The organism is Paenibacillus dendritiformis (assembly GCF_945605565.1).
In the GTDB taxonomy this organism is placed as follows: Bacteria; Bacillota; Bacilli; order Paenibacillales; family Paenibacillaceae; genus Paenibacillus_B; species Paenibacillus_B dendritiformis_A.
Genome location: NZ_OX216966.1, coordinates 5,297,840 through 5,324,369 on the forward strand (window position 1 = coordinate 5,297,840; position 26,530 = coordinate 5,324,369).

Below are 26,530 nucleotides of genomic sequence, written 5' to 3' on the forward strand. Positions count from 1 at the left end.
TTGGAGCAGAGCCCCCCATATTGCTTGTCTGGGGAGCCTTGCTTTAAGAACATAATATCATTGGATATCCTAACATGTTGGCGGAATAGAGACAAATGTGTTCGGGAGGAAATAATTGATGTGCCTTACCGAATTCCTTGTTTCTTTCTTCCATTTGGTTTTCTTGCCAATGCCATAATACCTGCTGTAACAAAGAACATGGCAGGAATGAATCCGAACACCGAAATAAGACAAACCGCCACCGAAACAATAATAAGCGTCCATCCTGCGAGCTTCGGGCTGCCGTTACCTTTCAACCAAATCATCGTAATAATACCTAGCACACCGCCGATAATCCCGGGGAGAACCCACATCGTTCCCGCTTGATTCATCTGATCGAGCGAAGCAGCTACTTCGCTTTCCGTCCAATTGGCATACAAATAGTTCAAATAATCTTCATTATCTTTACGGTATAAAAAAACTAAGCCGGTCACAATCATGATGAGACTCGATGCGGCTCCAATGATGCTTAACACGATTTCCCCTGTTCGTTTCATATTGAACCTCCATTGTCATATAGATATCTTTCCCATGGCACTCTCTCACGGTTGGCTTGATGAATCCCCTCCTCGCTCGCATGTCCAGGCTGTTGAGAAAGAAGTTTTGAGTAGGAAAATGGATATTTCTACGGCCTGAAAACTACAGCATTTCCCTAGACACGCCCATCCGGCAGGCGAAATCCGCAAAACTCCACGATTTCTCCAGACACGCCTATTCGGTAAGCGAAATCCTGCATAAATACAACAATTCGATATGGACGACTTTTCCAGAAAGGGAATCCTGCAAAATTACAGGAATTTCCACCGTTTCGCTTCGGTTTGAAGCAAAAGGGCCTAAAATGATGTAGATTTGCAGCAATTCCTTGGGATGTGGACTCATTAAGCCGAAATTCCTGTAAAATAGCAGAAATTTCCCCCGCACGTCCAAGCCCCAGGAGGCAACGATGCTTCCAGCAGGCCGATAATGCTTCCTGAAGGCGATGATGCCCCCAGGATCCGACGCGGTCGCTTGGATCCCGTAAAATCAGGCCATTGAGTAGTCTATTGGACTTTTCGCCTGTGATGGATCTCGTCTCCCGGTAGAAAAAATCGATTTAAATTGATATCCGGTGAATTTTCTGATAACGAAGCAATTTGAAGCAGAAAATCGCCGGGTATGAATGAATATTTTAAAATTCATTCATTTCTGGGCAAAAAAAGGACTGCCTGTAATCATCCTATTTTTGGCAATCCGTTAACCCTTTCATGATAAACTCCGACAAATACTGTATCAGTTGGGGAAAATGGCGAACCCCAATTTCTTCCTTGTGTGAATCGATATATGCTAACGAGTCAAAGAAGGCGGGCAAAAGTTCATCATCAATATCCTTTCTTATTTTTCCTTCCGCTTTCCATTTTTTGAATAATTCAGTATATAAACTGCGAATGGAATCATCATTTCCTTTGACCTCTTCATAGTAGCGTTCCAGTTCCCGGAAGAGATCCCGGTTATACCATTCCTTCAGGATGATGTTCGAGTTCATGGCACTGATGTTCTGCTCCACTAATGTGCTCACAAGTGTTACGGGATCTTGATTCATGTCAAGGGATTCCACAATCCGCTTTTTCAATGCCTCGTTTTCTTTCATATAGATCTCAAAGAACAATTTCTCTTTCGAGGAATAGTAGTTATAAAAAGTCCCCACCGCTATTCCCGCCATTTTTGCAATGTCTGAGATATTCGTATCTTTGAATCCTTTGGAGTGAAATAGTTCCCAACCACAATGAAAGATGAGCTGTTTTTTATCCATCAGTTACCTAACCTCTTGTGAATGAATTTTTTTTTATTCATTCACATTAAAGCATAGCTGCATTTTTTTGTCAACACAGAAAGAAGACTATACAAGCGGCTTTCAAAGTAAGTGCTCATTCAAATGCCGATTCCCTTTCAATATATTCCTTACTCTTGAAATCGTACCTTTTCGGATAGGCAAATGAACCATTCTGTGGAGCAATATCCATCGTAAGCAAGCCATCGCCTCGAACAGTTCCAGCTCCTCGTATTTATATGCAGTTTCCGTTACAACGGTAGGAAGATAATAGGAATTCGATCTCATGCCGCCATATATCTTGATTAGAACCATTGACCAGGCAATATCGTATCTGGGGTCGCCAAGCTGCCCGTTTGTCCAATCGATTATGGTATACGTCCCCTCCGCTTCCAACACATTTCCCATATAAAAATCGCCATGAATCAGGCAGTCTTGCTTCATATCCGCTCGTTCAACAAGTTGAACAAGCAGATCCCTTAGATCAACATGTTCTTCAATCCCAGGATAAAAATAAGGAATAAAATCATGCTTGGGAAGCGTTGATTCATCTATATCCTGTAGGGACATTCTATGAATCTGAGTTAGCATCTCTGTAAGCGCTTTAAATAAAGACTGATTTACTTTGCCTATAGGACTCCCGTCAAAGCTGGTCAATAAGACCGGATTCTCGTCTCGATCAAGCCCCCAACCATGCGGTTTGGAAACGGGCAACCCCCGACAATAAAGAGCTTCTAACAGCTTATACTGAGCATGGACATTTGGCTTGGAGTCCCGATTCCATACTTTGAGCACAAAATGAAGCCCGCCTATGCTGAGTCTCGTTACCTCTGCTTCCAGACCGGACTTCATGGGAAGAATGGTGACGCACGAGTCCTCTGGCTGAAGTAGTGATTCTACCTCGCTGCTGATTTCCATCCAATCCATGTCTCGAATAGGATTCGTCAACGCTTCTCTTCCTTTCCAGTGGCATTATCGTATCGTTGTATTCCTGGCGCCTACTCCTAAGTCGATGTGAAATTTTCCATTCACTAAAATATCCAGATCAAGCAATCCGTTGATGTTATGGTACTTAAAAGAAGTAAAGTCCAATGAAACGTTTCTTAAAGTGGAATCCCCGATCGCTATGGATTGAATAGTCTTTGTAAAAGCATGTTCCTTCCCGCCAATACCAAAGCTTGCAATAATATCGTCTTCCACTGTTACTTTGATTCCAATATCATCAACTTCATCTTGAGAAATCAAAGTATGACTGGCTCCTGTATCAATCACAACATTATTAATCACTTTCTTTTGCCCATTAAATCCAATGACGATTTCGGTAAATAACAGCCCATCTTTATATTCGATTTTCATGACAAGTAGTTCCTCAACCCGGTATTCCTTCGAATTTTCACAATTACTTTATCCTTAGAAGTATGATAAACGAGAGTCTTGCCCTTACTTTCTAGTAGTTCTTGAGTAGCTTCCTCATCTGTTACCGGTCCAATAACAGCAACGTCTTCAATAACTTCCTGATTGTCTTGTTCATCAGAATGAAGAATTTCAAACTTTACAAACTGATTCGTACGAGTAATAACATTTTACCAAACTGACGCCTCATTTTCTACCAGTTGATGGACATCATCAGGGGAAATACTATTAGAGAACTTCTTTGACCTACCCACAAATCTTAACCGTTGTTATAATAATCCCAGTCAAAATCATAAATCTTCACAAACTTCCCTGTTTCTTGATCACGTTCATAGGCACATTGGGGTTCATCTTGGATAAACGCTAAAACAGAATCATCTATATTCAAAATGGCCCCAATAGAAATCACTTGCAGGTTATTGGGGTCATTCACATACTCGTCATCTTCATAGCCAGTAAATACGCTCCAGCCCGTATCCTCATCATCTCTCGGAAAATCCCTTAACAAGAAATTGACTTCCACTCTTTCAAGAACATCATTGCTTACAATGATTTTACTATCGAAATAGTAATCCCATTTCTGTTCCTCCGGGTCCTTATATTGGGTATCGCAAATATGTTCTTTTGAAAAATTCACGGTTTGACCGAGCTCTAAATTACTAAGTTTGACTGGATGGTTTATTAATGTGCCCACAAAACAATCGCCATCAACTTTTGCAATTTCGACCCACATTCGCTCGCAAGCATTTTCCTCTTCCGTTTCCGCCGACACAAAAATGAGCTTGACTTTATCACCCTTTTGAAGCATCTCAATAACAGAAGGGCTTGGAATATAGAATGTGTAAGGGGCGTTTTGATTTCTTTCCACAGCGCTTTCGAGAAACCAAGTCATGATATCCTCACTTTTTTCGTTTATTCTAGAGTTTCACGTAAAGTTGGGGTATTCCAAGTTTCTTAATACGTCTCTGCCTTCTTCGTGTCTACTCATAAATCTTTCCCATATACAGGATTTGTGCGCATCTCTTCCATGGATTATCGGGTTTATTATAATATGTGAGACCGTCGATTGACGTCAATCCCCAATCATAGGCGGCTTCCAGAAAGGCTTCTATCGATTCATTCTCCCACTCTTCTTTGTGATTTGACCTGTCCTTTCTAAGTTCATTCATAAAGTGCAGAAAGGATTTTTCATCTATCACTTCATCTACCAGCTCGAAAAGTATCTTCTTCATCTTTAACATTCAATCCTTTTTCATTTTCCTTCAGGAATTGCACAATACGTAATAGAAATGCAATTTCCTCTCTATCCTATTCATTGCCTGATCCGCAAGCTTTTATAATCCTCAAACTCGCCATCTTCATCTTTCATGCAATGGATTTGATTATTATGATCATAGAGCATATATGGATGCAATAACAACTTATCGCACTCTTCATGCTCCTTCTCTATAACGTTTTCTTCGCAGTATCCTTCTTATTCAACCGCCCCGGAAAAGGATAATCCATTAAGAATATTTATGTTAACCAATCTCTTGTCCCTCTTCTCGGTGCTGATGTCATCAGGGACGGCCTTGGAGAACGTCCTGGACTTCCCATGGCGTAAATTTATTGCTCAACGGCGAATATTGATGGCACCAAAAACCATGAACACGTGTAAAAACATTTGTTTCATCATTCACACATGTAATAACATGTGTTATAATATAATCAGAAAGGAGGTAAATATGGTCAACCTTGATAAAGCGTACTCATCAAGAGAAATTAATCCTTAAATCAGATGGTTGGGTACATAAGAATACAGAAGGTGACCACTACCACTTCGTTCATCCAACCAAAAAGGGAAAGGTTTCCGTACCTCATCCCAAGAAAGACATAAAACGGAGAACGACAAAAAGCATCTTCAAGCAGGCGGGGCTGATTTAGGCCTGCCTATCCCAAGGAGGTTAACCATATATGAGCAAGTACATTTATCCTGCTGTGTTCCATCCGGGCGAGCCAGACGAAGGCGGTTATACCGTAACCTTCCCTGACTTGCCGGGCTGCATTTCCGAAGGCGATACCCTCGACGAAGCATTGCATATGGCGAAAGACGCCCTTGGTGGACATCTCTACTTGATGGAAGAGGATAAAGACGATATCCCGCAACCAACGAAGCCGAACGCAATTCAATTGGAAGACGATGAATTTGTGTCTCTCATTCAAGTGAGTACTGATTTCGTCCGCGAGCGCATCCGTAATAAGGCCATCAATAAGACACTCACAATTCCAAAATGGCTAAACGATGCTGCTGCCGAAGAAGGGATCAACTTCTCTCAGACGCTTCAGGATGCATTGAAGGAGAAACTTGGTGTTAAAGACTTCTCTTAACGAGGAGTCTTTTTTATTCCCCCGACCTATTGCTCCCAAGGCAAGCACGATACCAAACTGCACCACATCCGTGCATTGTACCGGCGTCAGGATCTGTACCTATGACGACAATTTGCCACATCCAGACCTAACCTCGCGATAAGTAATCCCTTATTTTGAAAATTGTTCATAAATTTTATGTAATCTAGGAATTCATAAACAATGATATAGATGAAGGGAATAACTCGTACTCATCCTATTTCCACAAATGAGTTAGACTTTACCCTTCGTCGAAAATACAAGCCATTATCATAAAAAGGAGCTGTTATTCAAATGTTCAAAAAAGTTGCAATCTTGTCGCTGGCGATCGCCAGTACGGCCGTTATGACTCAAGGAGCATATGCAGCGGAGAATACTACTCAAGCCAATGTGAATAATCAGCATCAAGCCGTGACAGCCGAAAATGAATTTGTCCTTCTCAGTGCCACGTATGAAGTAAAGGAAAATGGAGTCAGATTGCGAAACAAGCCTTCCTTATCCGGGACAGTGCTTGGCTTGCTGAATAAGGGCGATATGGTAAACGGAGGGCATGGTGTAGAGCCTGTATACGCGGACGGTTATTACTGGCTCAATGTCTACAGCTACAAACATAATGCTTCGGGCTGGGTGGCAGTCAATTATTTGACCGAAATCGGATAAATTCCAGGTTCAATCGCAATGGGGCTGCCCCATTGCGATTGAACGTTTGCATCCTTTTGAGCGCGCACTGCTTTGCACATCTTTCTCAAATATCAAGACTTACGACAAGCGTCTGAACAATGCTCCTGATCTTTTTATTAATCCGGTAAATTCTTGTCGTAATCGCATTAGCCGATACATCGTATTTGCGAGTCAAATCCGCGATTGACATTTTCTTTATATAATAATCCGCATACAGTTCGTATTCACTTGTACTCAAGTTCATTAAGACTTCATGATATAATTCATCCACATTGACAGCGTTTTCAATAAACTGATCGATTTCATTATTTTGCGATTCTAATCGGTTATGGATGTCCTCCGTCATGATAACTTCATACCTATTTTTGAGATACATCGCTCGAAATGAGAGATTAACGAAATTCCTGGCCGTAGTGAATAGCCATCCTTCCACATTCGGGTGATTTTTCAACTTGGAGATTTGCTTTCTCGCTTCCAAAAATGTATTTTGCGTGCATTCATCGGCGAAGTCCATAAGCTCCGCTTGCGATTTTGCCAGTTTCCCGCAATATTTATAGACTGATTTGAAATAGGTATCACATAATTCATGAAAAAAAAGCTCATCACGTTCGCATCTTTCCCTCAACACAGTGCCACCTCCCTATATGATTTTGTTACTTATTTATATAAATCCCAATTAAATGTAATTATTCCTACAATAAATAATATGCATTTTTAACCGGAAAGTAAAGGTAATATTTTACATATTAAACAGACGTAAAGATCCGCAAAGAAACAAAAAAAGAGCCTCAGATTAACGCTCTGAAGCTCTTTATCCATGGCGGGAGAATCCTCCGCTCCCACCTTAATTGCTAGCTTTCTTTTCACTTTTCGACGTATGATTGCGAAGATGCAAATACACCGTATGCTTCGTAATCTTGAGCGCGTTCGCCACAATCGTGACCGCATCCCTCATATTGAACACGCCCCGTTCATGCAAAAGGCCGATAATATGCTTGTTCCGGTTCGCATACGAGATATCGGGAGAAGCGTCAACCGCTTCGATCGTCCGTTCGATCGTTTCCTGGATCATGTCCTCGACGGATGAGGCAAAATGCTCCGCCTGCCCTCTCGATTCCATATCCGGATGCGGCACAAAGGCTTGCAGCACCTGAGCAAACGATTCATCCAGATTCATGTTGATGCACAGCAATCCGATAATTTTCCCGGCCTCGCCCCGTATCGCGATCGTGCTCGACTTCATCAGACGATTGTTCTTGCTCCTCGTAAAATAACTGATCGCCTGCTTCGAGTTGGACTGTTCGATCTCTTGCAGCATTTTCAGAGCCAGATTGGTGATCGGCGCCCCCAATTCTCTTCCCGTATGATGCCCGTTCGCAATCTTGATAACGGAATGCTGGTAATCTTCCAGACTATGCAGCACAATTTCGGAGGCATCCCCCAAGTAATCAGCCAGGCCTTCCACCACCGAATCATACGACTCCAATATAGAACGATCCTGTTCCGTAAATCTTGTGTTCATGGAATCAAATCCTTCCTTGGGCAACCTGTAGTTGAGCATAGCGTTCAATTAAAAAAATTTGATTATATCAACATAAGTTAATTCTATTAACGATTAGTAACATCATAACGCGAACGATGGGCACAAGCAATCCCCGATTCGCCAATTCCCCAATAAACCGTCCAAATCGGCCACATTATTGGCCGTTTGGCAAAACTTGCGGCAAATTTTCAAACTCTATCGGAAGCGGGATTGTATGTTCAACCCAAACTTGATATAATCAATTTCAGTTAATCTACTCAATTATTTTTGATTAGATTAAGAAATTCAAGACTAACTCAAACTAATTTGATTCCCTGAAGCAATGCATTAATTTTTAAATTTTGAAAGCGGTTACTAATCAACGTGAACACACAAGGAGGATCATCGAGTATGGACATCGCAATCGGCACCTTACTGCTCTTACTGGTACTGTCCCTGTTCTCCCTCTTCAGCTTCAAAGCGCCGAACGGCATGAAGGCGATGGGCGCATTAGCCAATGCGGCGGTTGCCAGCTTTTTGGTGGAAGCGTTCCAAAGCTATGTAGGCGGAGATTTGTTCGGCTTCGAGCTCGCGAAGGAAGTCGGGCTCGCTTCCGGCAGCATGGGCGGCGTAGCTGCCGCCGCGCTGGTCTCGCTCGCGATGGGCGTCTCCCCCGTCTACGCGCTTCTGCTTGGCGCAGCCTGTGCCGGCACAGGCCTGTTGCCTGGCTTTATCGCCGGTTACCTCGTCTCATTTCTCGTCAAGCTGATTGAGAAGAAGGTTCCGGACGGACTCGATCTCATCGTCTGCATTATCGTCGCCGCACCGCTCGTCCGCTTTGCGGCCAATATCGCAACGCCGATCGTCGACGCCACGCTGCTCAATATCGGCGGCATCATTACGACAGCAGCGAACAACAATCCGATTATTATGGGTATCGTCCTGGGCGGGGTCATTACCGTCGTCGCAACCGCGCCGCTCAGCTCCATGGCGCTTACCGCGATGCTGGGTCTGACCGGGCTGCCGATGGCGATCGGCGCCTTGTCCGTCATGGGATCATCCTTCATGAACTTCGTGTTCTTCCACCGCATGAAGTTCGGCGACCGCAGCTCCACGATTGCCGTGGCCATTGAGCCGTTAACCCAGGCAGACGTCATCTCCGCCAACCCGATACCGGTCTATGTGACCAATTTCCTGGGCGGGGCCATGGCCGGAATCGTCGTCGCCCTGTTCAACCTGACCAATAATGCGACCGGCACCGCGACTCCGATTGCCGGACTGATGGTCATGTATGGCTTCAACGATGCGAAGACCGTCACGATCGCGGCGGCTCTATGCGCGCTGTGCGGCATCGCGGCGGGATTCATCGGCTCGATCGTCTTCAAGAACTTCAAAATCCGCACCGTCGCCGAAATTCGCGGAACCGCACCCGCAACCGGCAACGAAGCGGCTTGAGCGACAATGTGAGGCAAGTCACGCAACATCAACAAATCTGTGCAGAGGAGAATTGAACCATGCCGTTTCACTCCGTATTTGACATAATCGGCCCCGTTATGATCGGTCCGTCCAGCTCGCATACGGCCGGAGCCAACCGCATCGGCCGCGTGGCGCGGAAGCTGTTCGGGCGCTTGCCCGAATCCGTCACAGTCACCCTGTATGGATCGTTTGCGAAGACATACCGGGGCCATGGAACCGATGTGGCCATCGTAAGCGGAATTCTTGACTTCGACACGGCGGACGAGCGAATTCCGGACGCCCTCGACATCGCTGCGGAGCAAGGGCTGGACGTACAGTTCGTGCTATCGGAGGACATCGTGGAGCATCCCAATACCGCGCGTCTTACGCTGCGGGACAAGCGTGGCGCGCTAGAGGTCGTCGGCGTGTCGATTGGCGGCGGCAGCATGGAAATCCGTGAAGTCATTCAACTGGACGACAATCCGTCCGGCAGCCATCCAACGATGCTCGTCCTGCACGAGGACAAGCACGGCGCCGTGGCCCATGTGACGTCGCTGCTCGCCGAGCATCATATCAACATCGGATATATGGAAGTATCGCGTTCGGGTAAAGGACAGAGCGCCTTGATGGCGATCGAGCTCGACGAATCGGTCGACGACGCGGTCATCCATCATATGCACACACTCCCTCATATTAAGGAGATATGGCAAGTGAAGACGTATCAGCGCACCAGCTCCGAAGGAGGCAGACCATGTTCCATAGCGTAGCCGAACTGCTCCAGCTTGCCGAAGAGAGACAGACTAAGATATCGCGTGTCATGCTGGAAAGAGAAATGAAGATTCGACAACAAACGGAAGAAGAAATTATACAAATGATGGAGGCCAACCTGACTGTCATGGAGCAGGCGATCGAGAAAGGGCTGAAGGGGGTCGTCTCCCATTCCGGGCTGACCGGAGGAGATGCCGTCCTGCTTCAACGCTACATTGCAGGCGGCCATTCCTTGGCCGGTCCCCTGATTCTCGATGCGGTCAGCAAAGCAATCGCGACCAATGAAGTGAACGCGGCCATGGGCATCATCTGCGCGAATCCGACCGCAGGAGCGGCAGGCGTCGTGCCGGGGACGCTATTCGCAGTTAAGGAGAAGCTGAAGCCTACGCGGAAGCAGATGGTGGAGTTCCTGTTCACGGCGGGAGCATTCGGGTTCGTCATCGCCAATAATGCCTTCATCTCGGGCGCGGCGGGAGGATGTCAAGCCGAGGTCGGCTCCGCCACGGGTATGGCTGCGGCGGCAGTTGTCGAGATGGCGGGCGGAACGCCGCGCCAGTCAGCCGAAGCGATGGCGATTGCGCTCAAAAACATGCTCGGATTAGTATGCGATCCAGTGGCCGGCCTGGTGGAGGTGCCTTGCGTCAAGCGCAATGGAGTCGGCGCCTCGGCAGCGGTTGTCGCGGCGGATATGGCATTGGCCGGCATCAAGAGCCGAATCCCGCCCGACGATGTTATCCAGGCGATGTATGAAGTCGGCCTCTCCATGCCAAGCTCCTTGCGCGAGACGGCGGAAGGAGGACTGGCCAACACGCCAGCCGGCCGCAAGCTGGAAGCGATGGTGCTTGACGGCACCCAATAACGGAAAATGCCAAAGTCCCCGGGCAGTGCCAATGCCGCCGGGGACTTTCAACGTTTCCAAGCTCGGGCGGGACGCGCCTAAGACAAGTAAGCGCCGTTCAGCGCCTGCTGAACCCGCATGACGCCCTGGGACAGCGCATGACCGCCTCCGATAGCGGCCGCGACCGCCACGGCCTCCATAATTTCCGCATCGCCCGCTCCCTTATGTCTCGCCTCGTTCACATGGTATAACGTGCATACCTCGTTGTTCGCGAACAAGCCGATCCCAAGCGCAATCAGCTGCTTCGTCTTGGCATCCAGCGCCCCGTCGGCGAAGCAAGCGCCCGTGAACGCATGATAAGCTTGCACGACGTCCGGCAAGGTCGATTCCAGCTCGGAAATCTCATTTTTATAAGCCTGCACTTTGTTATCCATTTCGGACATGATCGCTCCTCCTCTGCCGCCCCCGGTGCAATGATTTCCTTGTCAGGGGCAGCGGCCAATCTGCTTCGTTCCCTAGGATAACCAGTACAAGCCGGCTTCATCCCTCCGGCCGGTCGGGCGGGCGATTCAACATCGATCGGGCTTCACGCTTCAGCTTCTTGTACGCATTGATGAACGAAGCGGGATTGTCGCGGACGAAATAGGTCTCCACCCCCCGATGAGTATGCAAATACAGAAAGCCGATCGCATCCGATCCGCCGTGCTTGCGATGGCATGACATATCATAGATCTGCGACATGGCGATCCGCTTGTCCCGGATCCGGACCTCATGTGCATGCAGCTCGATATGGAACGAGGTCTCCGTCACCCGTTCCTCGTTGCAATCAATGGTCCTCGTAATCTCGACGCAGGTCTGTACCGCCAATACACTCACCGCTGCACCCCCTTAATCCGAAGAAGAGCTTTCCCTTTCCGATCATTATAAAGGAAATGCAGGGGCATTCGCCAATTCGCCCCCATCCTGGCGAGCCCAAGCCGTATGCGCAGCCCGACCCATCCCATCACACGAACAGGCGAACAGGCGGCAGCGGGAAGCTGTCGCCTGTGCTATTATCCGGTTTATTTCACGTAATAATGGAGCGGGTACGTCCGGTATTGGGACGGAGCCATCTTCTCCGTAGTGTAGAAGCCGGCCGGCGCCTGCAGCAGATCCGGAATCCGGTTGACGACCGTCGCACACGTCAGCTCTACCGTCGCCGGGCAGGAGATGTTGACCTCGGTAGCCGGCTCGCCCTTAATGACCCAATCGTTATGGTCGACTTCATCCTCGGCATACACTTTGCCGATGCATTCGGTCACGATGACCGGACCTTGATGGGTCACCGTCGTAACGACGGCGGACATGCCGGTGGCATCGCCTGCCGGGATCGTGCGGCCGAGCGTCGTGGAATGCAGGTCTTGATTATGCGTCATCGGCACAAGCTGCTGTTCCATCGATTTAATCGTCCAGCCGAATTGCGAGCAGAGCCATTCGTTCGCATTTCGCATGAAGGACGGGAGGTCGTTGTTGCTTGCGATCTTCTCCTCGAATTCCTTCAAGGTCAATCCGGCTCCGTGCACCTCGGCAAGCGCGATGCCGTATTCCTCGACGTTGTAGCTCGACTTGCCTTCGATTCTCGTAATCTGATGCGTCGCACCGGCCAATACCGTGATCAGATTGCCCCAGAAGACGTCCTGGTACCCGGATCCCGCCAAGGTACAGCCGTTGTCCTTCGCCAGACGATCGAGACGGTTCGTCAAGGCCGGGGAGGTTGTCCATGGGTAGAAGGCCTCTTCACAGGTGCTAATCGCGTTCACGCCGTAACGGGCCGCGAGCTCGTACGCAGCGTACGTATCCGTCAACAGGCTAGTCGTCGCGATAATGCAGACTTGCGCATCGCATTCCTTGAACACTTGCTCGGCATCCGAACGGACAGGCACATTCAGCTTGAGGCCCAGGCCCGCCACCTCGCCTGCGTCCTTGCCGACGATATTCGGATTCACATCAATGGCCCCGACGATTTCCGCGCCTTTCTCATGCAGATATCTTAGAAAATACAAACCCATTTTTCCGCAGCCGTACTGAATGACTCTAATTTTCTCTTTCATGATGGACAACCTCCCATTGGTATTGTTACTTTTTTCACAATCCATGATGCAATGGTTTTGCAGGAGCTCCTCTGCCCTTATCATAAACTCTATACTAACTATAGAGTCAACCCTGTTTTATCGGAACCTGCAGCTTCATGAACATATTCCGTTCATCGGTATGGAATACCGGCAGCTCCACCACGACTTCGCAGATATAATCGCCGACCACTTCGCAGCCCTTTTCCTTCACATGGTCAAGCAGACGCCCGGCATATTCCCGCTCCCGAAAAAAACTGCTGCAATAAATGCAGGCATAGTCATGCTCCGGAATGATCTCCACCCCGGCCTGCATCTCGAAATCGTCATCGACGAACAGAAACACTTCAGTCGAGATGAACTGTCCCCGCTCCAGATTCGCTTGGCGGATAATCGAGCCGACATTGCAGAAATAAGCCATCGGCAGATGCTTGACGATCGCCTGGGCCCGCAGCTCCCGCAAAATATACTCATAGGTCTCCAGCGGGTGCTCATAAATGTTGACCTTGCTGTCATAGCAATAGATTTTCCGCGCAGGAATATGCTGCAGCACGAACTGTCCGTCCTGCGGCGCGCTCATATATGTATCGTAATTTTTGATGCTGACCTGGATCGCCTTCCCCATCTGCTCCAGTTCCTTGCGCTTGCGCTCGATAAGCTCGGCCTGCTCCCGCAGCATGGCAGGAATCGAGGCGATATCCTCGCTGTCGAACCAGGCCATAATATTGTCAAGAGACATGCCCAAATACTTCATATAATTGATCAAGTCCAGTCTGGCGCACTGCTTGATCGAATAATAGCGGTAACCGGTGCTCTCATCGACGAATTCCGGCTTCAACAGTCCCAGCTTGTCATAATAGCGCAGCGTCTGCACCGAGGTATGGTTCAGCTCCGCCATGCGGCCGATCGATAGCTTCTCCATGAAGCCCCCCTACTCCTTCACCTTGAAAAGATTAACCCATACTCCAAATAATCATACAACAAATGTGGTCAATGGCGAAGCAGACTAAGGAAACAGCAAAGCCGCCCCCATGGGACGACTCTACTGTTCCGATAATTTGTGTATGCAAGATCACGATGCCGAGTTCATCGCTCCTCGGATTGAATTCGCAGGCTGCATCATGTGACCTTACAATCCAGCCCACACGTCCTTCACGTATTGACCGTCGTTTTGAAGGCTTTCAAGCCAGTTTTGCGCCGATTCTTCCGTTGTGCCGTGAGCCTCGCGGTAAGCGGTACGGAAAGTTTCCTCCACCTCCGGAGCCATCTTGCTGCCGTCCCCGCAGACATACAGCTTTGCTCCCCGATTCAGCAAGTCGAGCAGCTTGCCGGCATCGCGCTTGATCAAATCCTGCACGTACGTCTTGGGCTTGTTCGCCACTCGCGAGAAAGCCGTGTGGAGTCGAACGAAGCCGTCCCGTTCATATTGCTCCAGTTCCTCACGGTACAGGTAATCGTGTTCCGGATTGCGGCAGCCGAAATACAGATGCGCCTCCCCGAGCGTCTTTCCTTCCTGCTTCAGAGCTCGCCGAGCTTGAAGAAATCCTCTGAATGGCGCAACGCCCGTGCCTGGTCCGACCATGATCATCGGCGTGTCCGCTTGCTCCGGAAGCAGGAATCCCGATTCCGGCGTCCGCACGAACATGGCGATGGCATCCCCCGGCTGGCGGACGGCGAGATAATTCGAGGTCACGCCGCGGAATTCGCCGCGCCCGCTCCTGGCCGGCCCGCGAACGACCCCGACCGTAATGCTGACTCGATCCGGCAGCGCCTTGGGAGAACTGGAAATGGAGTAATAGCGCGCTTTGAGCGGCGGCAGCAGCTCTATGAACCGTTGGAACGGAAGTTCGCAAGCCGGATACTTCTCCAGCAGGTCGATCATCGTCACCCGTTTGCTCAGCACTTGATCCTGATAAGTATCCTCCTGCAGAAGCGCCTCAAGCTCCTGCTTGTGCGGCGGACATACGGTGAAGGAAGCCATCTCGCGAAGCTGCGCACGCGTTGCCGCTTCCTGCAGCTCCACACTGTGGCTGAGCAAATCGTGAACGCTGATCGGACGATCGAGCGGAAGATGCGCGGCACTTCGTCCGGATGCGCTAATGATCAAATGATCGCTCCCCTGTAGGCCAAAACGGCGAAGAACGCGATCCACAAGCTCCTGTGCGTTCACGGGAAGGACCCCAAGATGATCCCCTTCCCGATAGGTTACCCCATCCGGCAGCGCGATTTCCAGATGTCGTGTGCTCCGTTCGCTGCCTTCTCCCTGCAATTCACGGTTCTCTACAATATTCGCGAGAAGGGCATCGTAAGTTTCTGCAAGCGGGGTTCCGATCAGACCGCTAACGAACTGAATGCTCAACGTGGTTCGTTCCCGGTGCGGCTGGCCACCGCTCTTCAAGCCCAGAGCGTTCAGCACATCTTGCCACAGGCGGTCGCCCCATTCCTCGAGCTGCTTCTCAAAATCGCCGCTCGCATCCGCTTCCCCGCGGGCAACAAGGCGGGTGGCCCCTTTGTCTGCAAGCGCCTCATCGATAAACCGCGGAACCTGCTGGTAGGTGCCTGCCCAATTATGATCGCCGCATCCGAAGACCGCATACCGAACCCCCTCGAATGCGCCCGGTTCCGCTCCCTCCAGCCATTGGACAAATTCGCGGGCATTGCTCGGCGGCTTCCCGTTGTACGACGCGGAGACGATAAACACAACGCCTTCCTTGGGCAGCTTGCCCACACGCTCGTTAAGCGGCGCCACCTCGCTGCGGAAGCCTTGATAGCGGGCGGTGTCCGCAAGCTCTCGGGCAATCCCCTCAGCCGTCCCGAGATTGGATCCGTACAGAACAAGCAGCGGCGTATTATGAGCCTCCACCGTGGGGGCCGCTGTCTGCACCGCCGGCTTGCCGACAGGCGCCTCGTTCCCCACAGCGGAAATCGTAAAGGCCCCCTGGCCGGCCCGGAGACGGACACGAATAGTAAAGCCTTCCGGCTTAAGCGTCAACGTCTCCTTCACTTTCAATTGATAATTCGTGTGATCGATGATTTCAAAATACTTGAGCACCATCCCGAGCACAAGCGTCGCTTCCTGCAGGGCAAATTGTTGACCGATGCAGGCGCGCTGGCCGTTTCCGAACGGTTTGTAGGCGTGTTCTGGAATTCGGCTGGGGTCTTCAAACCGTTCCGGACAGAACTCGTCGACATTGTCCCCCCACACGGATGTATCCCGATGAAGCTTGGGAATAAGGACGTTCACGCTGTCTCCTTTTTTCAGAGGGTATTTCCCCGCCAGTAACGTGTCTTCCTTCGCATACAAGGAGAATGCCGGGGCGGTCGGCCATAAGCGCAGAGCCTCGTTGAGAATCATCCGGATGTATTTGAGCTCCCGGACTCGGGTATATGTCGGAACCGGTTCGGTCAGAACGCGGTCCACCTCTTCGTAAGCCTTTTGCAGTTTTTCCGGATTTTTTAGCAAATAGTACATGGCAAAGGACAACAGTCCGCTTGTCGTCTCATGTCCGGCAATGAGGAACGTAATGATCTGATAACGGATATTCTCGTCGTCCAGCGGTTCGCCCGTCTCCGGATCTTTGCCTGTCAGCATATGAGCAAGCAGATCCTTCCCATCTTCCCCGCCGTGCGCCTTGCGTTCGGCGATAATTTTATCGACCAGAGAGAACATCGTTTGAATATCGTGCTTATATTGCCGTTTCGTCAAAATCATCATTTTATCTTGCAGCCCGAGACGCTGCAGTTGATTCATTGCTTCATTCAATGCACGGACCATACTGATGATAAAAGGATGCGGCTGCTCCCGGTAGAAGCTGTTGAAGCGATAATTGAATCCGCACAGCCCGATCGTATCCAGAGTAAGCCGAGTCATATCCTCCGGAACGTCCACGCTTTCGTCCGGGTTGAGCCGGGCCCACTTTTGCACAAGCTGCTGCGCGATATCTACCATCATCGTATGATACCCTTGCATGGCTCTCTGACTAAAGCTGGGAAGCAAAATATTATGAGCTTTACTCCAATTCGGCTCCTCCGTAGCGCTCGTGAATAAGCCGTCGCCGGCGAAAGCCCGCACCTTTTGCAAGGGGGCCCACAAATTTTTGTCAAAACGGGATTCGTCACAAGCATCCTCGACCAGTTCGTAACCGGAAATAAAGATTTCACTTCTTCCCGGCATATCCATTCGGAAGATCGGACCGTATTCATACGCAAGCTTTACGAGCGATTGAAGGGGAGCTTCGAGATCCAGCAGCGGCAAATTACCGAGCGGTCCAAACGTTTTCGGCTGCGGAACAGCAACGGATTCAGGCATGCTCATCCATCCTTTCAAGACAATATAGGAACCATATCCGAAGTGAAGTTGAACTTAGCTTGGCCGAAAACCAATCGTTGCATACCGGAATGAATATTCATTCCGAATACGAGATACCGAAGCACACCGTCGTCCCGCTATTCTCTGTTGTGGCTCCTCCAAAGAACGGATATCCGACATATGAAAAACACTCTTCCCTATTTCCCGCTCCACAAAGACAAAAACAAAAAAAGCCCTGCATAACAATGCTTAAGGCTTCTCGAATTCGTAAGTATGGTGCGGTCAAGAGGACTCGAACCTCCACGGGTGTTACCCCACTAGAACCTGAATCTAGCGCGTCTGCCAATTCCGCCATGACCGCATATTTAGTATCTTACATTTCGTAATTTAATTTTCTTAGCGACAAGAAATATAATATCATGTATCCGGAACTGCGTCAACACTTTTTCGAAAAATAATTTAAACCCATTTGAACCCACAGCACATGACCCCATTGCCGCCGCAGACCGGCGACAAAAGAACAGGACTGTCCCAACAACTCGGCAGTCCTTCCATATCGCTATTCGATTCAGGCTTCGCCTTCGGATGTCTCGGCTATCGGGCCCGAGTTCCCTTCCCCAAGCTCCGGCCGCGGCTCGCTGAAGGGCTGGATCAAATAGTTCCGGCTCAGCTTCACGATGCGCCGATTGCGCTTGCGAATCATCACCTCGTCCTCGCTCCAGGCGACGACGATGCCGATCACATCATTCGCTTCGAGCATGTCCCGCACGACACGCACCTTCGTGCCCTCCTGGCGGAACCGATCAAGCATAGTCTCGTCTATCATGGCCATCTCCTTTCTTGTATCGACTGCATCCATCACTCTGGCCCATGCTGCAATAGGGAACAAGGCCTGCCGGCTGACGCTGACAGGCCTTGCTTCCTCCGTCACGTGAAGGTTATCCGCCGACATGCTCTCTGGAGTCGTTCGTCTCGAACCAATAATCCAGTACTTTCGCCGACATGACGCGTTTTTGTATATATTCGACTTGCTGCGGGGTGAATTGCTCCTGCCAAGCCACCTGCAGCTGTTCGCACAGTTTGACGATAGTCAGTAATTCGGACCAGGCCACGTAACGTTTGTACCAGAAAAATTGAGGATGTTCAATCATATAGGGGTACAAATCATCGAACTCCGTATGCTTACAATCGAGAGCCCGTTCAAAATGAACTTTAGCTTCCGACACCTTCTCCTGCAAAAAACGCGCTGTTGGTTGATCAATCATCTTCGTCGCCCCCTCTCACCAACTTATCTTTATTATATGCCAAACAGGTGAATGGAGAAAAGCAGGCAATTTCATACAACGACTGCAACTTCTTGGAGTGAGCTCCGTCTATATTAATGAGAGTGTCCAAAGTCCCGCTCTCTTTCGTTATATGTAACCTGTTACGGTACAGATGAAAACCGATCCTATATCTATCGTCATACCCGCCGCGAGGCGGCGAAGGAGGAACCGCACCGATGACCCGTGCCCCGATTACCCGAATCCTGCATATGGTTGCAACTGCTGCCGCCCTTGGCGCTCTACTGTCCGGCTGTTCGACGCAAGCCGGCAGCGTGCCGCCGGCCAACCCGAAGACGCCGTATACGGCCAAGACAGGCCCGACGGAAGAGACTCCGGCGACAGGCAAGGATAAGACGCGAGAGCGTACCGAGATCGCTTCGAATAAGGATAATTCCCGTTCCGCCTCCGCCACGGGCGAGGAAGCCGAATTCAACCGGAAGCAGCCGAAGCTGAAGGGGATTGGGCTAAGCGATACCGAGGAGCAGGTGCGGCAGCTCTGGGGGGCGCCCGTCTCCCAATTCGTGATGGACGACGAGGAGCCGATTCATGTGCTGGAATATGACGGATTTTCGTTCGGCTGTCATGACGACGATAAGGTCGTATTTGTCGAGGTGTCGGGCGACGGCTCGTCCACCGGCATCAAGGGCCTGCACATCGGAGGCAAAAGCGATACCGCCGCGAAGGCTCTCGGCAATCCGGATCAAGATACCGGCTATGCCTGGAGCTACCAAGCGGCCAGCGCCCTGCTCCGGCTGGATCTCGATCCGAAGACAGGCAAGATTCAGTCCGTCAAGCTCTTCCCGATGGAGGAGAACGGGTTGAAGGCTTAACTTCCTTGCCTGAGATCATAGAACGCCTTGCATCCGCTGCGGATCAAGGCGTTTGTTTTGGGCGGGCGCGGCGCCGGATCAGGACGAACACGAGCGCGCCGATGAGCAAAAGCATCGCTGCCAAGCCCACCATATATAGCGTTCCTTTGGTATGAATCCAATGAACGGCCGCCTCCCAATGAACTCCGACGAAATGCCCAATCGTCAAAAAAGTGGCGACCCAGATAATCGCTCCCGTCCCAGCTGCAAAAAAATAAAGAGACCAATTCATCCGTGCCATCCCGGCCAGGTAACAGGTCAAGTGGCGCAGTCCGGGAACAAAGTACCCGAAGACGATGGCCCATGGACCGAAGCGCTGGAACCAGCGTTCGGTGCGTTCCACCCGCGCAGGCGTCAGCTTCACCCGCTTGCCGTACCGATTCAGCAGCGGCTTGCCGACCCTCCGTCCCACGATGTAGCTGACAGTCATGCCAGTCATGCTCCCGGCAAGGCATACAGCGAAGGCCGGCACGTATCCGAACGGGCCTTCCACCGTCAAGCTGCCGACGAATACCATGATCGTCTCATCCGGTATCGGCAGTCCGACGATGCCAAGCGCAAGCAAAAAAAATAAAGCAATGTACCCGAAATGGGTCAATGCCCATGTAATCTCCAGCAATCAAGGCTCCTCCTCTCACTCCCTAACTATCTTACCACATTGAGGGAGTCATGTCCGTCCCAAGCTTGTCATACGTATAGTAATGCGAACAAGCTAGCTCAATCCTTCGCATCAAGCTTCGTCGGACAAGGAGGCGCCTAATCGTTGAGACAGACGCTGCGGATATTACAGATTGCGTTCACTTACGTCGGAACCGTCGTCGGAGCCGGGTTCGCGACGGGCCAGGAAATTTTGCAGTTCTTCACCAAATACGGATGGATCGCTTCTCTCACGATCGGAGTGTCCAGCCTCATCTTTCTCTTCCTCGGAACGAAGCTGATGGTGATTGCCCATCAGATCCAGGCCCGTTCCTATGAAGATGTGAACCATTATTTGTTCGGTTCCCGGATCGGCGGCTGGGTCAGCATTTTCGCGATGATCGTCATTGTGTGCGTGAATGGGGTCATGCTCGCCGGCGCGGGCTCCGTCTTCGTCCAGCAATTGAATTTTCACTACCAGACCGGGCTGCTGCTGACGCTTGTCTCCTCCTATTTCATCATCAATCGGGGAATGAGCGCGATATTAAGCCTCAACTCGCTCGTCGTGCCGACGATGCTGATCTTTACCGTCATTATCGTGACTCACACGCTGCATATGCCGAACGCGGAACGGGTTTTTGCCATGACGACGGACACATCGTGGTATGCCGCATGGACCGCTCCGCTGCTGTACAGCGCCTTCAATCTGGCGATGGCCCAGGCGGTCCTCGTCCCGCTGGGCGCCTCGATGCCGAACCGGAGAATCATACGTATCGGCGGTGCAATTGGGGGCGTCCTCATCGGCGTGCTGCTGCTGGCAGGCCATCTGGCTCTCTCCGTGCATATGCCAGGCATACAGCAGTTCGACATTCCGATGGGGGAAATCGCGCATACGCTCGGCACTACCATCCAGCTCATTTATGTCCTGCTCATCTTTTCGGAAATTTTCACGACCTTTATCGCCGATCTGTATGGCATTACGCTCCAACTTCATCAACGGACCGGGTTGCCGAAGAAGCTGATATCGGCGCTCATCATGATGATGTGCTACACCATCAGCCAGTTCGGCTTCCGCACTCTGATCTCGTTCCTGTACCCGTTGTTCGGCATGTTCAGCCTCATATGGCTCTATCTGCTGATGCGGGCGGCCCAACCGGCGAAGCCCGGGACGGAACCGCCCTCCGCCCCTTCTCCCGCGGGAGGGAAGATCAAGCTGAATCCGCTCCCGCGCAAAAAATGACGCACACACCATATGCCTATGCAAATGGCAAAGTCAGGCTGCTTCGGGACTTGCCCGGACCCGCCGCCAAGCATCGCGCTTGCGGCAGATGCGTTTGTTTTGTCTGCCGCTGCCGCGATGCCCGGATCCCCGGTGCGTTCTTACAACGTGCACACGACAATTTCGATGTCCGTGTCTGCAAACACATCTTTTATCATCTCTCTCACTCTTCCCCACTGCAGCTTGTCAAGACCGCAGCCGATCTGCGGCATGGCAAGCGCAGTAATGCCTTCCTCCAAGCATACGACTCTCATCGAGACAACGGCTTGGGTCAATGATTCATAGGTTGGCTTGTGCCAATATTTCGCTTTGGTCACCAGATTCAAGGCTCTGCCCACTTTATAGCATGTGCCTATTTTCAACGGGCTGTGCTTGGCCGTCTCTTGAAGAGAGGCAAGCTTGAACCTTTTTTTGAATTCGACCGCAATCCCGGGCCGACATACGACACAATAAATAAATCTCTCGAAGCACCGCATGCCGGTCTCGATTGCATCTTCCCGCATCTTATCCGAGCGGACCCAGCTCCACAATGCGCACATCGGCCATCTCATCCCGGAACGCCTTCGCGAGATGCGGATGGCAGGTCGTCATCACGATCTGATGAGACGATGACAGCCGATGCAGCGCCTGTACGGCTTGTCCCAGCCTCCTCCGGTCATAATTGACCAGAATGTCATCCAGAATCAGAGGAAGGGCCGCTTTATGGGACAATGCTTCCGCCAAGGCGAAGCGCATGGCCAGATAGAGCTGCTCCGCTGTTCCGCGGCTCAGCAGGGAACTGTCGATCATTCGCCCGTCCGCCCGTTCCACCTCCAGCCGCTTCGTGCCGTACGGCGCCGTCACCCGGACATACCGCCCCTCGGTCATCGCCCGCAGATGGGCGGCCGCCCGCTTCAGCACCTCCGGCTGCTTCTCTTGCTCGTAGAGCCGCCTTGTCCGCTGGATCAGCGTTCGGGCCAGCGCCAGCACCGCATAGCGGGACGCCTGTTCGTCGAGCTTCGCTTCGTTCATCGCGGCCTCGTGATGATGCGCCGCTCCCTCGACCTCGGCCGTCAGCCGCTCATGCTCTTCCTTCAGCCGCCCGCGCTGCTCCTCTCCTTCACTGATGCGCGCATCCCACCGCTCCAGCTCCGCTTGCAATTCAGCGGCGCGCCGCTCCAGCTCGGGTCCATCATAGCGGGTCAGCAGCTCCTCCAGCGGCGCCCACTGCTCCGGACTTCCGCCCCGGTACACGATAGCCTCGCTCTCCTGCAGCATCCGCTCCCATTCCTGCCGGCGGGCCTCGGCATTCATCCGCAGGATGAACTCCGCTTCCTCCTTCACGCCCGCTTCCGCCAGCAGCCGTTCCTTCCGCTTGCGGGCATCCTCCGCATCCCGTGCGGCCGCTTGAGATGCCTCCAGAGCCGCTTCATGCTGCTGCACGCAGCGCTCGTATTCCTGCTGCCGCTTCTCTTCGGCCTCCAGCCGTTCCAGCAGCCGATACAGCTCCCCGATGGAAGAGAAGCCCCGGCGTCCCTCCGCTTCGTTCGGGAGGGCGTCCGCCGAATCCGTCTCATCCGCTTCCGGGCGCTCGGCCGCCGCGGCCGCTTCGCCGTCTCCTTCGGCAGCTCCCCAGGCGGCCTGCAGCAGCCGGGCGCATTCCTGCTCGACCTCCCCGATCTGGCGCCGCAGACGGGAGGCTCGCTCCAGCAGCCGCTCCCGCTGGCTCTCCATATCGAGCGCTTGCTCCACCCGGCGGAGATGCTCCAGCGCGCCGGCGGGGCTGAGCGACTCCGGCAGCCCGCGCTCCCGGAGCCAGCCGCGCCAGCGCCCAGCGGCCCCTCTCTCCGCCGCCAGGGCCGCCTCGGCTTCATCCGCCAAGGCATCGGCCCGCCGCCCGGCGGCCGCGGCGGCCTCGGCTGCATGCCGGGCGCGATCGGCCAGCTGCGCCTGCTCGCGCGCCCACTCGGCCGTATCGGCCAGCACTTGCGCCAGCGCCTGCTGCTCCGCAGCGTCAGGCAGCGCCGTCGCGCCGCCGGTCCCGGGCCAGAGCAGGCCAAGCAGCCCCCGCAGCGCTTCGGCCTGCAGCGCGGCCATCCGCTCGGCCGCGCCGCCCTCATCCGCAGGGCCTTCAACCCGGCCCGCGTGCCCGCTGCGGCTGGTATAGGCCCATGCGAGCGTCCCGGCAAGGCCGACGGCCGCCACCGCTCCCGCGGCCAGCCATTGGCCCGCCGCGAAGCCGAGCAGCGCGGCCAGCAGCAGCGCGCCGCCGCCGAAGGCGTACGCGCCGGCCGCTGCCGGGCTGCGGCGCTCCCCGGCGGCCCGAGCTGCCCGGCCCGCCCGGCCGGTCGGTGGCGCCGGAGCCAGGGCCTGCCGCGACGCGAGCGCGTCCTGGAGCGCCTGGCCGCGGCGCACGGCCTCCTCGGCCTGGGCCGGCGTCGGCGCGAAGCCGGCGCCGCGCACGCCGGCCGCCGTATGCCGCGCGAGCGCGCGCTCCGCTTCGCGGCGTTCGGCCTCCGCCGCGTCCGCCTCGCGGGCCGCCCGCTCCCCAGCGTCGGCGGCCTGGGCATGCGCCCGGCTGACGGCGTCGGCCTCCGCCTGCGCGGCCCGGGCCTGCTCCGCCTGCGTGAAGCTCGCGTCGCAGGCAAGCATCCGCTCCGGCGTCCAGCCGGAATCCGTCTGGCGGGCCAGGCGGCGCAGCTCTGCCGCGAGCCGCGCGGCTTCCGCCTCGGTCTCCGCGGCCGTCTCCTGCCAGTGGCGGACCGCATCCGCCTGCCGGGCCAGGCGGCGCGCCTCGGGCGCGAGCGCCAGCAGCACCCCCTGCGGGCGCAGCGCGGCGAGCCGCCGTTCCCATGCGGCCCGCTGCTCCTCCGCGCGGCCAAGCGCCGCCTCCGCCTCGGCCAGCCGGCGCTCGTTCGCTTCCCAGCGCGCGGCGGCGTCGGGCGGCCAAGCCGCGAGCGGCGGCAGCCCCGCCAGCGCTTCGCGCGCCGCGACGAGACGCACCCACGTCTCGCTGACATGGGCGGCTCGCTCCGTCAAGGCCAGCGCCTCGCGGACGGAGCGGCGCGCGGAGGCAGCCGCTTCAAGCCCGGCGTCCGCTTCCGCCAGCCGCGCTTCCACGTCGGCAAGCCGCGCCGCCTGCGCCTGGCCTTCCCGCCGCGCCCGGTCCGCGCGGTCCAGCGCTTGCAGCGTATGCGCCAGCTCCTGCGAGCGGCCGCGCGGCTTATACAGCTTGTCCGCCTCCTGCTGCAGCCACCGTTCGGCCTCGGCGACCTGACGGCCGCCCCCAAGGCCGGTGTCGTACAGGAAGGCGCCGACCTCGTCGCCCTGGAGCGCCTGCAGCTCATGCAGCTCGTCCAGCGTAATCGCGAACAGACGCCGGAACAACTCCCCGTTCAGTCCGCCCAGCAGCTCCGTCTCCAGCGCGGACTGGGTCATCCGGTCCAGGCGCCCGTCCGCCCCCCGGCGGTGGATAACCGTCTGCACGCTGCCGTTCCGCTCCAGACGCTCGATCCGCCATTCCTGTCCCTGATCGTCCTCCACGGCGAGCCGCCCGCCGTAGACGCCGCCTTCCGCGGGCTCGTAACGGACGGCCGCGCCGCCGCGCTTCGGGAAGCCGTACAGCATGCCCCGCAGGAAGGCGGCAATCGTGCTTTTCCCTGCCTCATTCGGGCCGAGCAGCAGCGTGATGCCGCCGGGCTTCCCCGGCTCGGCCAGATCGAGCTCCAGATCGCGCAGCTCGCCGAAGCCGTTCACATGCAGATGCAGCAGTCTCATGACGCGCTCCCTCCTTCATGCAGCGCTTCAAGAGACAGCAGCATCGCTTCCTGCAGCCAATCCGCCTGCGCCTCCTCCGGTTGATCGGCCAGCCATTGGCGAAGCCGGGGCTGCGCCTGGAAGGCGCGAAGCGCTTCAGCCAGCAGCTCGTCCCGCAGTTCGCTGTCCTGCCTGCCCCGATCCGTCAGCCGGACCAGATCGCCGAGGAAGCTCTCCGACTCCATCCAGACAGCAGGGTCCAGATCAGGGCGGCACCGCACGCGTACCTCGGCGATCCATACCCCGTCCGTCGAACCGGAACGCTCCATCCGTTCCAGCTCCTGCTCGTTGGCCGCGGCCGCCCACTGCTGCTCCAGCGATTGGCGCTGCAGTTCGCGATAGAGCGCCGTGCGCCCGACGAGCGTCAGGCGCGCGAAGACGAGGCGGCTGCCGCCCTGCTGGCGCAACCCGGCCAGCGCCGCGTCCAACCGTTCCATCACCTGCTGCATATCGGCAAGATCCGCGAGATCGACGGCCTCATCGCACCAGCGGACCTGATCGAGCGGCTCGAAGCGCAGCGACACGTGACGCCGCTCGTCGACCTCGACGACGTAAGCGCCCTTCGCCCCGGTCTCCTTGACATGCCGTCCCTGCGTATTGCCGGGATAGACGATGTATGGAGAGGCATGAAGCACCTCACGCAGATGAATATGGCCGAGCGCCCAATAATCATACCCGGCAGTAATAAGCTCCCGCTTGGAGCAGGGCGCATACGGATCATGGCCAGGCCGTCCGTCGACCGTCCCATGCAGCATGCCGATCCGGAACAAGCGGGCCCGCTCCGGCAGGCGGTCCGCCTCTGCAGCGGCCAGCGCCTTCTCCGGCTCGGACGGATAGCGCGCGGCCAGATTATCCCTTACTGCGGACTCGCCGTAAGACATCCCGGCGATCACCGCGAGCGGCGTCCCATCGGCGCCCCGGGCCAAGGCCGTGCCGGGCGCGCCGGTGCCGAACACGGTCACATTGTCCGGCCACGCCCACTGCACGCCTTCGTGCAGCGGATCGTGATTGCCGTGTATCAGATAGACCGCAATCCGGTGCGCCGCCAGCCGTTCCATTCCCCGCTGGAGACGCCACTGGGCCTTGAGCGACCGATCCTTGCCGTCATACAGGTCGCCGCTGACGACGACGAAGGCGGCCTGCTCCTGCACCGCCAGATCCACGAGCGCGTCCCACGCGGCGAAGGTCGATTCGACGGCGCGCGAGCGCAGCGAAGCCGGCAGCTCCTTCAAGCCACGGAACGGGCTGTCCACATGCAGGTCTGCCGCATGTATGAAGCGAAACGCATTCAACTTCCTCTC

The 26,530-nt window shown here is 54.1% G+C and carries 28 protein-coding genes and 1 tRNA gene; 8 read left to right on the forward strand and 21 right to left on the reverse strand.

Annotated features, from left to right (window positions below; all coding sequences use genetic code 11):
• Window positions 1–125 precede the first annotated feature (125 nt).
• The 7 genes from NNL35_RS23745 to NNL35_RS23775 form a co-directional block, all read right to left on the reverse strand.
• Window positions 126–536, reverse strand: coding sequence for a DUF4064 domain-containing protein (locus tag NNL35_RS23745; protein WP_006679601.1), 411 nt, complete (start codon window positions 534–536; stop codon window positions 126–128).
• Between the two features lie 719 nt (window positions 537–1,255).
• On the reverse strand, window positions 1,256–1,828 hold the full coding sequence (locus NNL35_RS23750; protein ID WP_006679077.1) for a TetR/AcrR family transcriptional regulator: 573 nt from the start codon (window positions 1,826–1,828) through the stop codon (window positions 1,256–1,258).
• Between the two features lie 102 nt (window positions 1,829–1,930).
• Window positions 1,931–2,773 (reverse strand): phosphotransferase family protein, encoded by an 843-nt coding sequence (locus NNL35_RS23755; protein WP_040733840.1) that lies wholly within the window; start codon window positions 2,771–2,773, stop codon window positions 1,931–1,933.
• 45 nt (window positions 2,774–2,818) lie between these two features.
• On the reverse strand, window positions 2,819–3,202 hold the full coding sequence (locus NNL35_RS23760; protein ID WP_006679079.1) for a retropepsin-like aspartic protease: 384 nt from the start codon (window positions 3,200–3,202) through the stop codon (window positions 2,819–2,821).
• The gene (locus NNL35_RS23765) at window positions 3,199–3,423 is read right to left on the reverse strand and encodes a hypothetical protein (protein WP_083835618.1); all 225 of its coding nucleotides are present in this window, start codon (window positions 3,421–3,423) and stop codon (window positions 3,199–3,201) included. Before NNL35_RS23765 ends, NNL35_RS23760 begins: the two co-directional genes overlap by 4 nt.
• A 95-nt stretch (window positions 3,424–3,518) precedes the next feature.
• On the reverse strand, window positions 3,519–4,151 hold the full coding sequence (locus tag NNL35_RS23770) for an immunity protein Imm33 domain-containing protein (RefSeq protein ID WP_006679080.1): 633 nt from the start codon (window positions 4,149–4,151) through the stop codon (window positions 3,519–3,521).
• Between the two features lie 88 nt (window positions 4,152–4,239).
• Window positions 4,240–4,491: a DUF7660 family protein gene (locus NNL35_RS23775; protein ID WP_006679081.1), complete on the reverse strand. Its 252-nt coding sequence runs from the start codon at window positions 4,489–4,491 to the stop codon at window positions 4,240–4,242.
• A gap of 502 nt (window positions 4,492–4,993) precedes the next feature.
• On the opposite strand from NNL35_RS23775, the gene NNL35_RS23780 reads away from it, so the two are divergent.
• The 3 genes from NNL35_RS23780 (at window position 4,994) to NNL35_RS23790 (ending at window position 6,304) form a co-directional block, all read left to right on the forward strand.
• Window positions 4,994–5,182: a type II toxin-antitoxin system HicA family toxin gene (locus NNL35_RS23780; protein ID WP_006679082.1), complete on the forward strand. Its 189-nt coding sequence runs from the start codon at window positions 4,994–4,996 to the stop codon at window positions 5,180–5,182.
• A gap of 30 nt (window positions 5,183–5,212) precedes the next feature.
• Complete coding sequence (locus NNL35_RS23785; protein ID WP_006679083.1) at window positions 5,213–5,626, forward strand: type II toxin-antitoxin system HicB family antitoxin; 414 nt, start codon at window positions 5,213–5,215, stop codon at window positions 5,624–5,626.
• Window positions 5,627–5,938: 312 nt separating this feature from the next.
• Window positions 5,939–6,304 (forward strand): SH3 domain-containing protein, encoded by a 366-nt coding sequence (locus NNL35_RS23790; RefSeq protein ID WP_006679084.1) that lies wholly within the window; start codon window positions 5,939–5,941, stop codon window positions 6,302–6,304.
• Between the two features lie 85 nt (window positions 6,305–6,389).
• On the opposite strand, the gene NNL35_RS23795 is transcribed toward NNL35_RS23790, so the two are convergent.
• A complete protein-coding gene (locus NNL35_RS23795) occupies window positions 6,390–6,953 on the reverse strand; it encodes an RNA polymerase sigma factor (protein ID WP_238535438.1) in 564 nt (187 codons plus the stop codon).
• Window positions 6,954–7,169: 216 nt separating this feature from the next.
• Window positions 7,170–7,847, reverse strand: coding sequence for a helix-turn-helix transcriptional regulator (locus NNL35_RS23800; protein WP_006679086.1), 678 nt, complete (start codon window positions 7,845–7,847; stop codon window positions 7,170–7,172).
• Window positions 7,848–8,258: 411 nt separating this feature from the next.
• Here NNL35_RS23800 and NNL35_RS23805 point away from each other — a divergent pair, with 411 nt between their 5' ends.
• Genes NNL35_RS23805 through sdaAA form a run of 3 tightly spaced genes read left to right on the forward strand, consistent with a single transcriptional unit; the run spans window position 8,259 to window position 10,929 of the window.
• Window positions 8,259–9,302, forward strand: a complete 1,044-nt coding sequence (locus NNL35_RS23805; protein WP_006679087.1) for a PTS sugar transporter subunit IIC — start codon at window positions 8,259–8,261, stop codon at window positions 9,300–9,302.
• A 59-nt stretch (window positions 9,303–9,361) separates the two neighbouring features.
• Window positions 9,362–10,069 carry an L-serine ammonia-lyase, iron-sulfur-dependent subunit beta gene (sdaAB, locus tag NNL35_RS23810; protein WP_006679088.1) on the forward strand — a complete coding sequence of 236 codons (708 nt, stop codon included), beginning with the start codon at window positions 9,362–9,364 and terminating at the stop codon, window positions 10,067–10,069.
• Entirely contained in the window at window positions 10,054–10,929 is an 876-nt protein-coding gene (gene sdaAA / locus NNL35_RS23815) for an L-serine ammonia-lyase, iron-sulfur-dependent, subunit alpha (protein ID WP_006679089.1), read from the forward strand. The genes sdaAB and sdaAA overlap by 16 nt, the downstream gene beginning before the upstream one ends.
• A 77-nt stretch (window positions 10,930–11,006) precedes the next feature.
• Here the strand turns inward: sdaAA and NNL35_RS23820 are convergent, their stop codons facing one another.
• The 8 genes from NNL35_RS23820 to NNL35_RS23855 all read right to left on the reverse strand — a co-directional run bounded on the left by NNL35_RS23820 (window position 11,007) and on the right by NNL35_RS23855 (window position 18,590).
• Complete coding sequence (locus NNL35_RS23820) at window positions 11,007–11,351, reverse strand: carboxymuconolactone decarboxylase family protein (protein WP_006679090.1); 345 nt, start codon at window positions 11,349–11,351, stop codon at window positions 11,007–11,009.
• A 97-nt stretch (window positions 11,352–11,448) separates the two neighbouring features.
• Window positions 11,449–11,784, reverse strand: coding sequence for a hypothetical protein (locus tag NNL35_RS23825; RefSeq protein WP_006679091.1), 336 nt, complete (start codon window positions 11,782–11,784; stop codon window positions 11,449–11,451).
• Between the two features lie 185 nt (window positions 11,785–11,969).
• Window positions 11,970–12,998 (reverse strand): NAD(P)H-dependent amine dehydrogenase family protein, encoded by a 1,029-nt coding sequence (locus NNL35_RS23830; protein WP_006679092.1) that lies wholly within the window; start codon window positions 12,996–12,998, stop codon window positions 11,970–11,972.
• Between the two features lie 106 nt (window positions 12,999–13,104).
• Window positions 13,105–13,938, reverse strand: coding sequence for a MerR family transcriptional regulator (locus tag NNL35_RS23835; protein ID WP_006679093.1), 834 nt, complete (start codon window positions 13,936–13,938; stop codon window positions 13,105–13,107).
• Window positions 13,939–14,145: 207 nt separating this feature from the next.
• Window positions 14,146–17,325, reverse strand: a complete 3,180-nt coding sequence (locus tag NNL35_RS23840; RefSeq protein WP_006679094.1) for a bifunctional cytochrome P450/NADPH--P450 reductase — start codon at window positions 17,323–17,325, stop codon at window positions 14,146–14,148.
• Between the two features lie 274 nt (window positions 17,326–17,599).
• Window positions 17,600–17,686: transfer RNA gene (locus NNL35_RS23845), tRNA-Leu, on the reverse strand.
• Window positions 17,687–17,893: 207 nt separating this feature from the next.
• Complete coding sequence (locus tag NNL35_RS23850) at window positions 17,894–18,151, reverse strand: hypothetical protein (protein ID WP_040734240.1); 258 nt, start codon at window positions 18,149–18,151, stop codon at window positions 17,894–17,896.
• A 112-nt stretch (window positions 18,152–18,263) separates the two neighbouring features.
• On the reverse strand, window positions 18,264–18,590 hold the full coding sequence (locus NNL35_RS23855) for a hypothetical protein (protein WP_006679571.1): 327 nt from the start codon (window positions 18,588–18,590) through the stop codon (window positions 18,264–18,266).
• A 236-nt stretch (window positions 18,591–18,826) separates the two neighbouring features.
• Here NNL35_RS23855 and NNL35_RS23860 point away from each other — a divergent pair, with 236 nt between their 5' ends.
• On the forward strand, window positions 18,827–19,480 hold the full coding sequence (locus NNL35_RS23860) for a hypothetical protein (RefSeq protein WP_006679570.1): 654 nt from the start codon (window positions 18,827–18,829) through the stop codon (window positions 19,478–19,480).
• Window positions 19,481–19,523: 43 nt separating this feature from the next.
• On the opposite strand, the gene NNL35_RS23865 is transcribed toward NNL35_RS23860, so the two are convergent.
• Entirely contained in the window at window positions 19,524–20,138 is a 615-nt protein-coding gene (locus NNL35_RS23865) for a DedA family protein (RefSeq protein ID WP_006679569.1), read from the reverse strand.
• Window positions 20,139–20,282: 144 nt separating this feature from the next.
• Here NNL35_RS23865 and NNL35_RS23870 point away from each other — a divergent pair, with 144 nt between their 5' ends.
• Entirely contained in the window at window positions 20,283–21,395 is a 1,113-nt protein-coding gene (locus NNL35_RS23870; RefSeq protein ID WP_006679568.1) for a YkvI family membrane protein, read from the forward strand.
• Window positions 21,396–21,535: 140 nt separating this feature from the next.
• Here the strand turns inward: NNL35_RS23870 and NNL35_RS23875 are convergent, their stop codons facing one another.
• Genes NNL35_RS23875 through NNL35_RS23885 form a run of 3 tightly spaced genes read right to left on the reverse strand, consistent with a single transcriptional unit; the run spans window position 21,536 to window position 26,521 of the window.
• On the reverse strand, window positions 21,536–21,973 hold the full coding sequence (locus NNL35_RS23875) for a macro domain-containing protein (RefSeq protein ID WP_006679567.1): 438 nt from the start codon (window positions 21,971–21,973) through the stop codon (window positions 21,536–21,538).
• Window positions 21,939–25,190, reverse strand: coding sequence for an AAA family ATPase (locus NNL35_RS23880; RefSeq protein WP_254553799.1), 3,252 nt, complete (start codon window positions 25,188–25,190; stop codon window positions 21,939–21,941). The genes NNL35_RS23875 and NNL35_RS23880 overlap by 35 nt, the downstream gene beginning before the upstream one ends.
• A complete protein-coding gene (locus NNL35_RS23885) occupies window positions 25,187–26,521 on the reverse strand; it encodes a metallophosphoesterase family protein (protein ID WP_006678947.1) in 1,335 nt (444 codons plus the stop codon). The genes NNL35_RS23880 and NNL35_RS23885 overlap by 4 nt, the downstream gene beginning before the upstream one ends.
• Window positions 26,522–26,530: the final 9 nt, after the last annotated feature.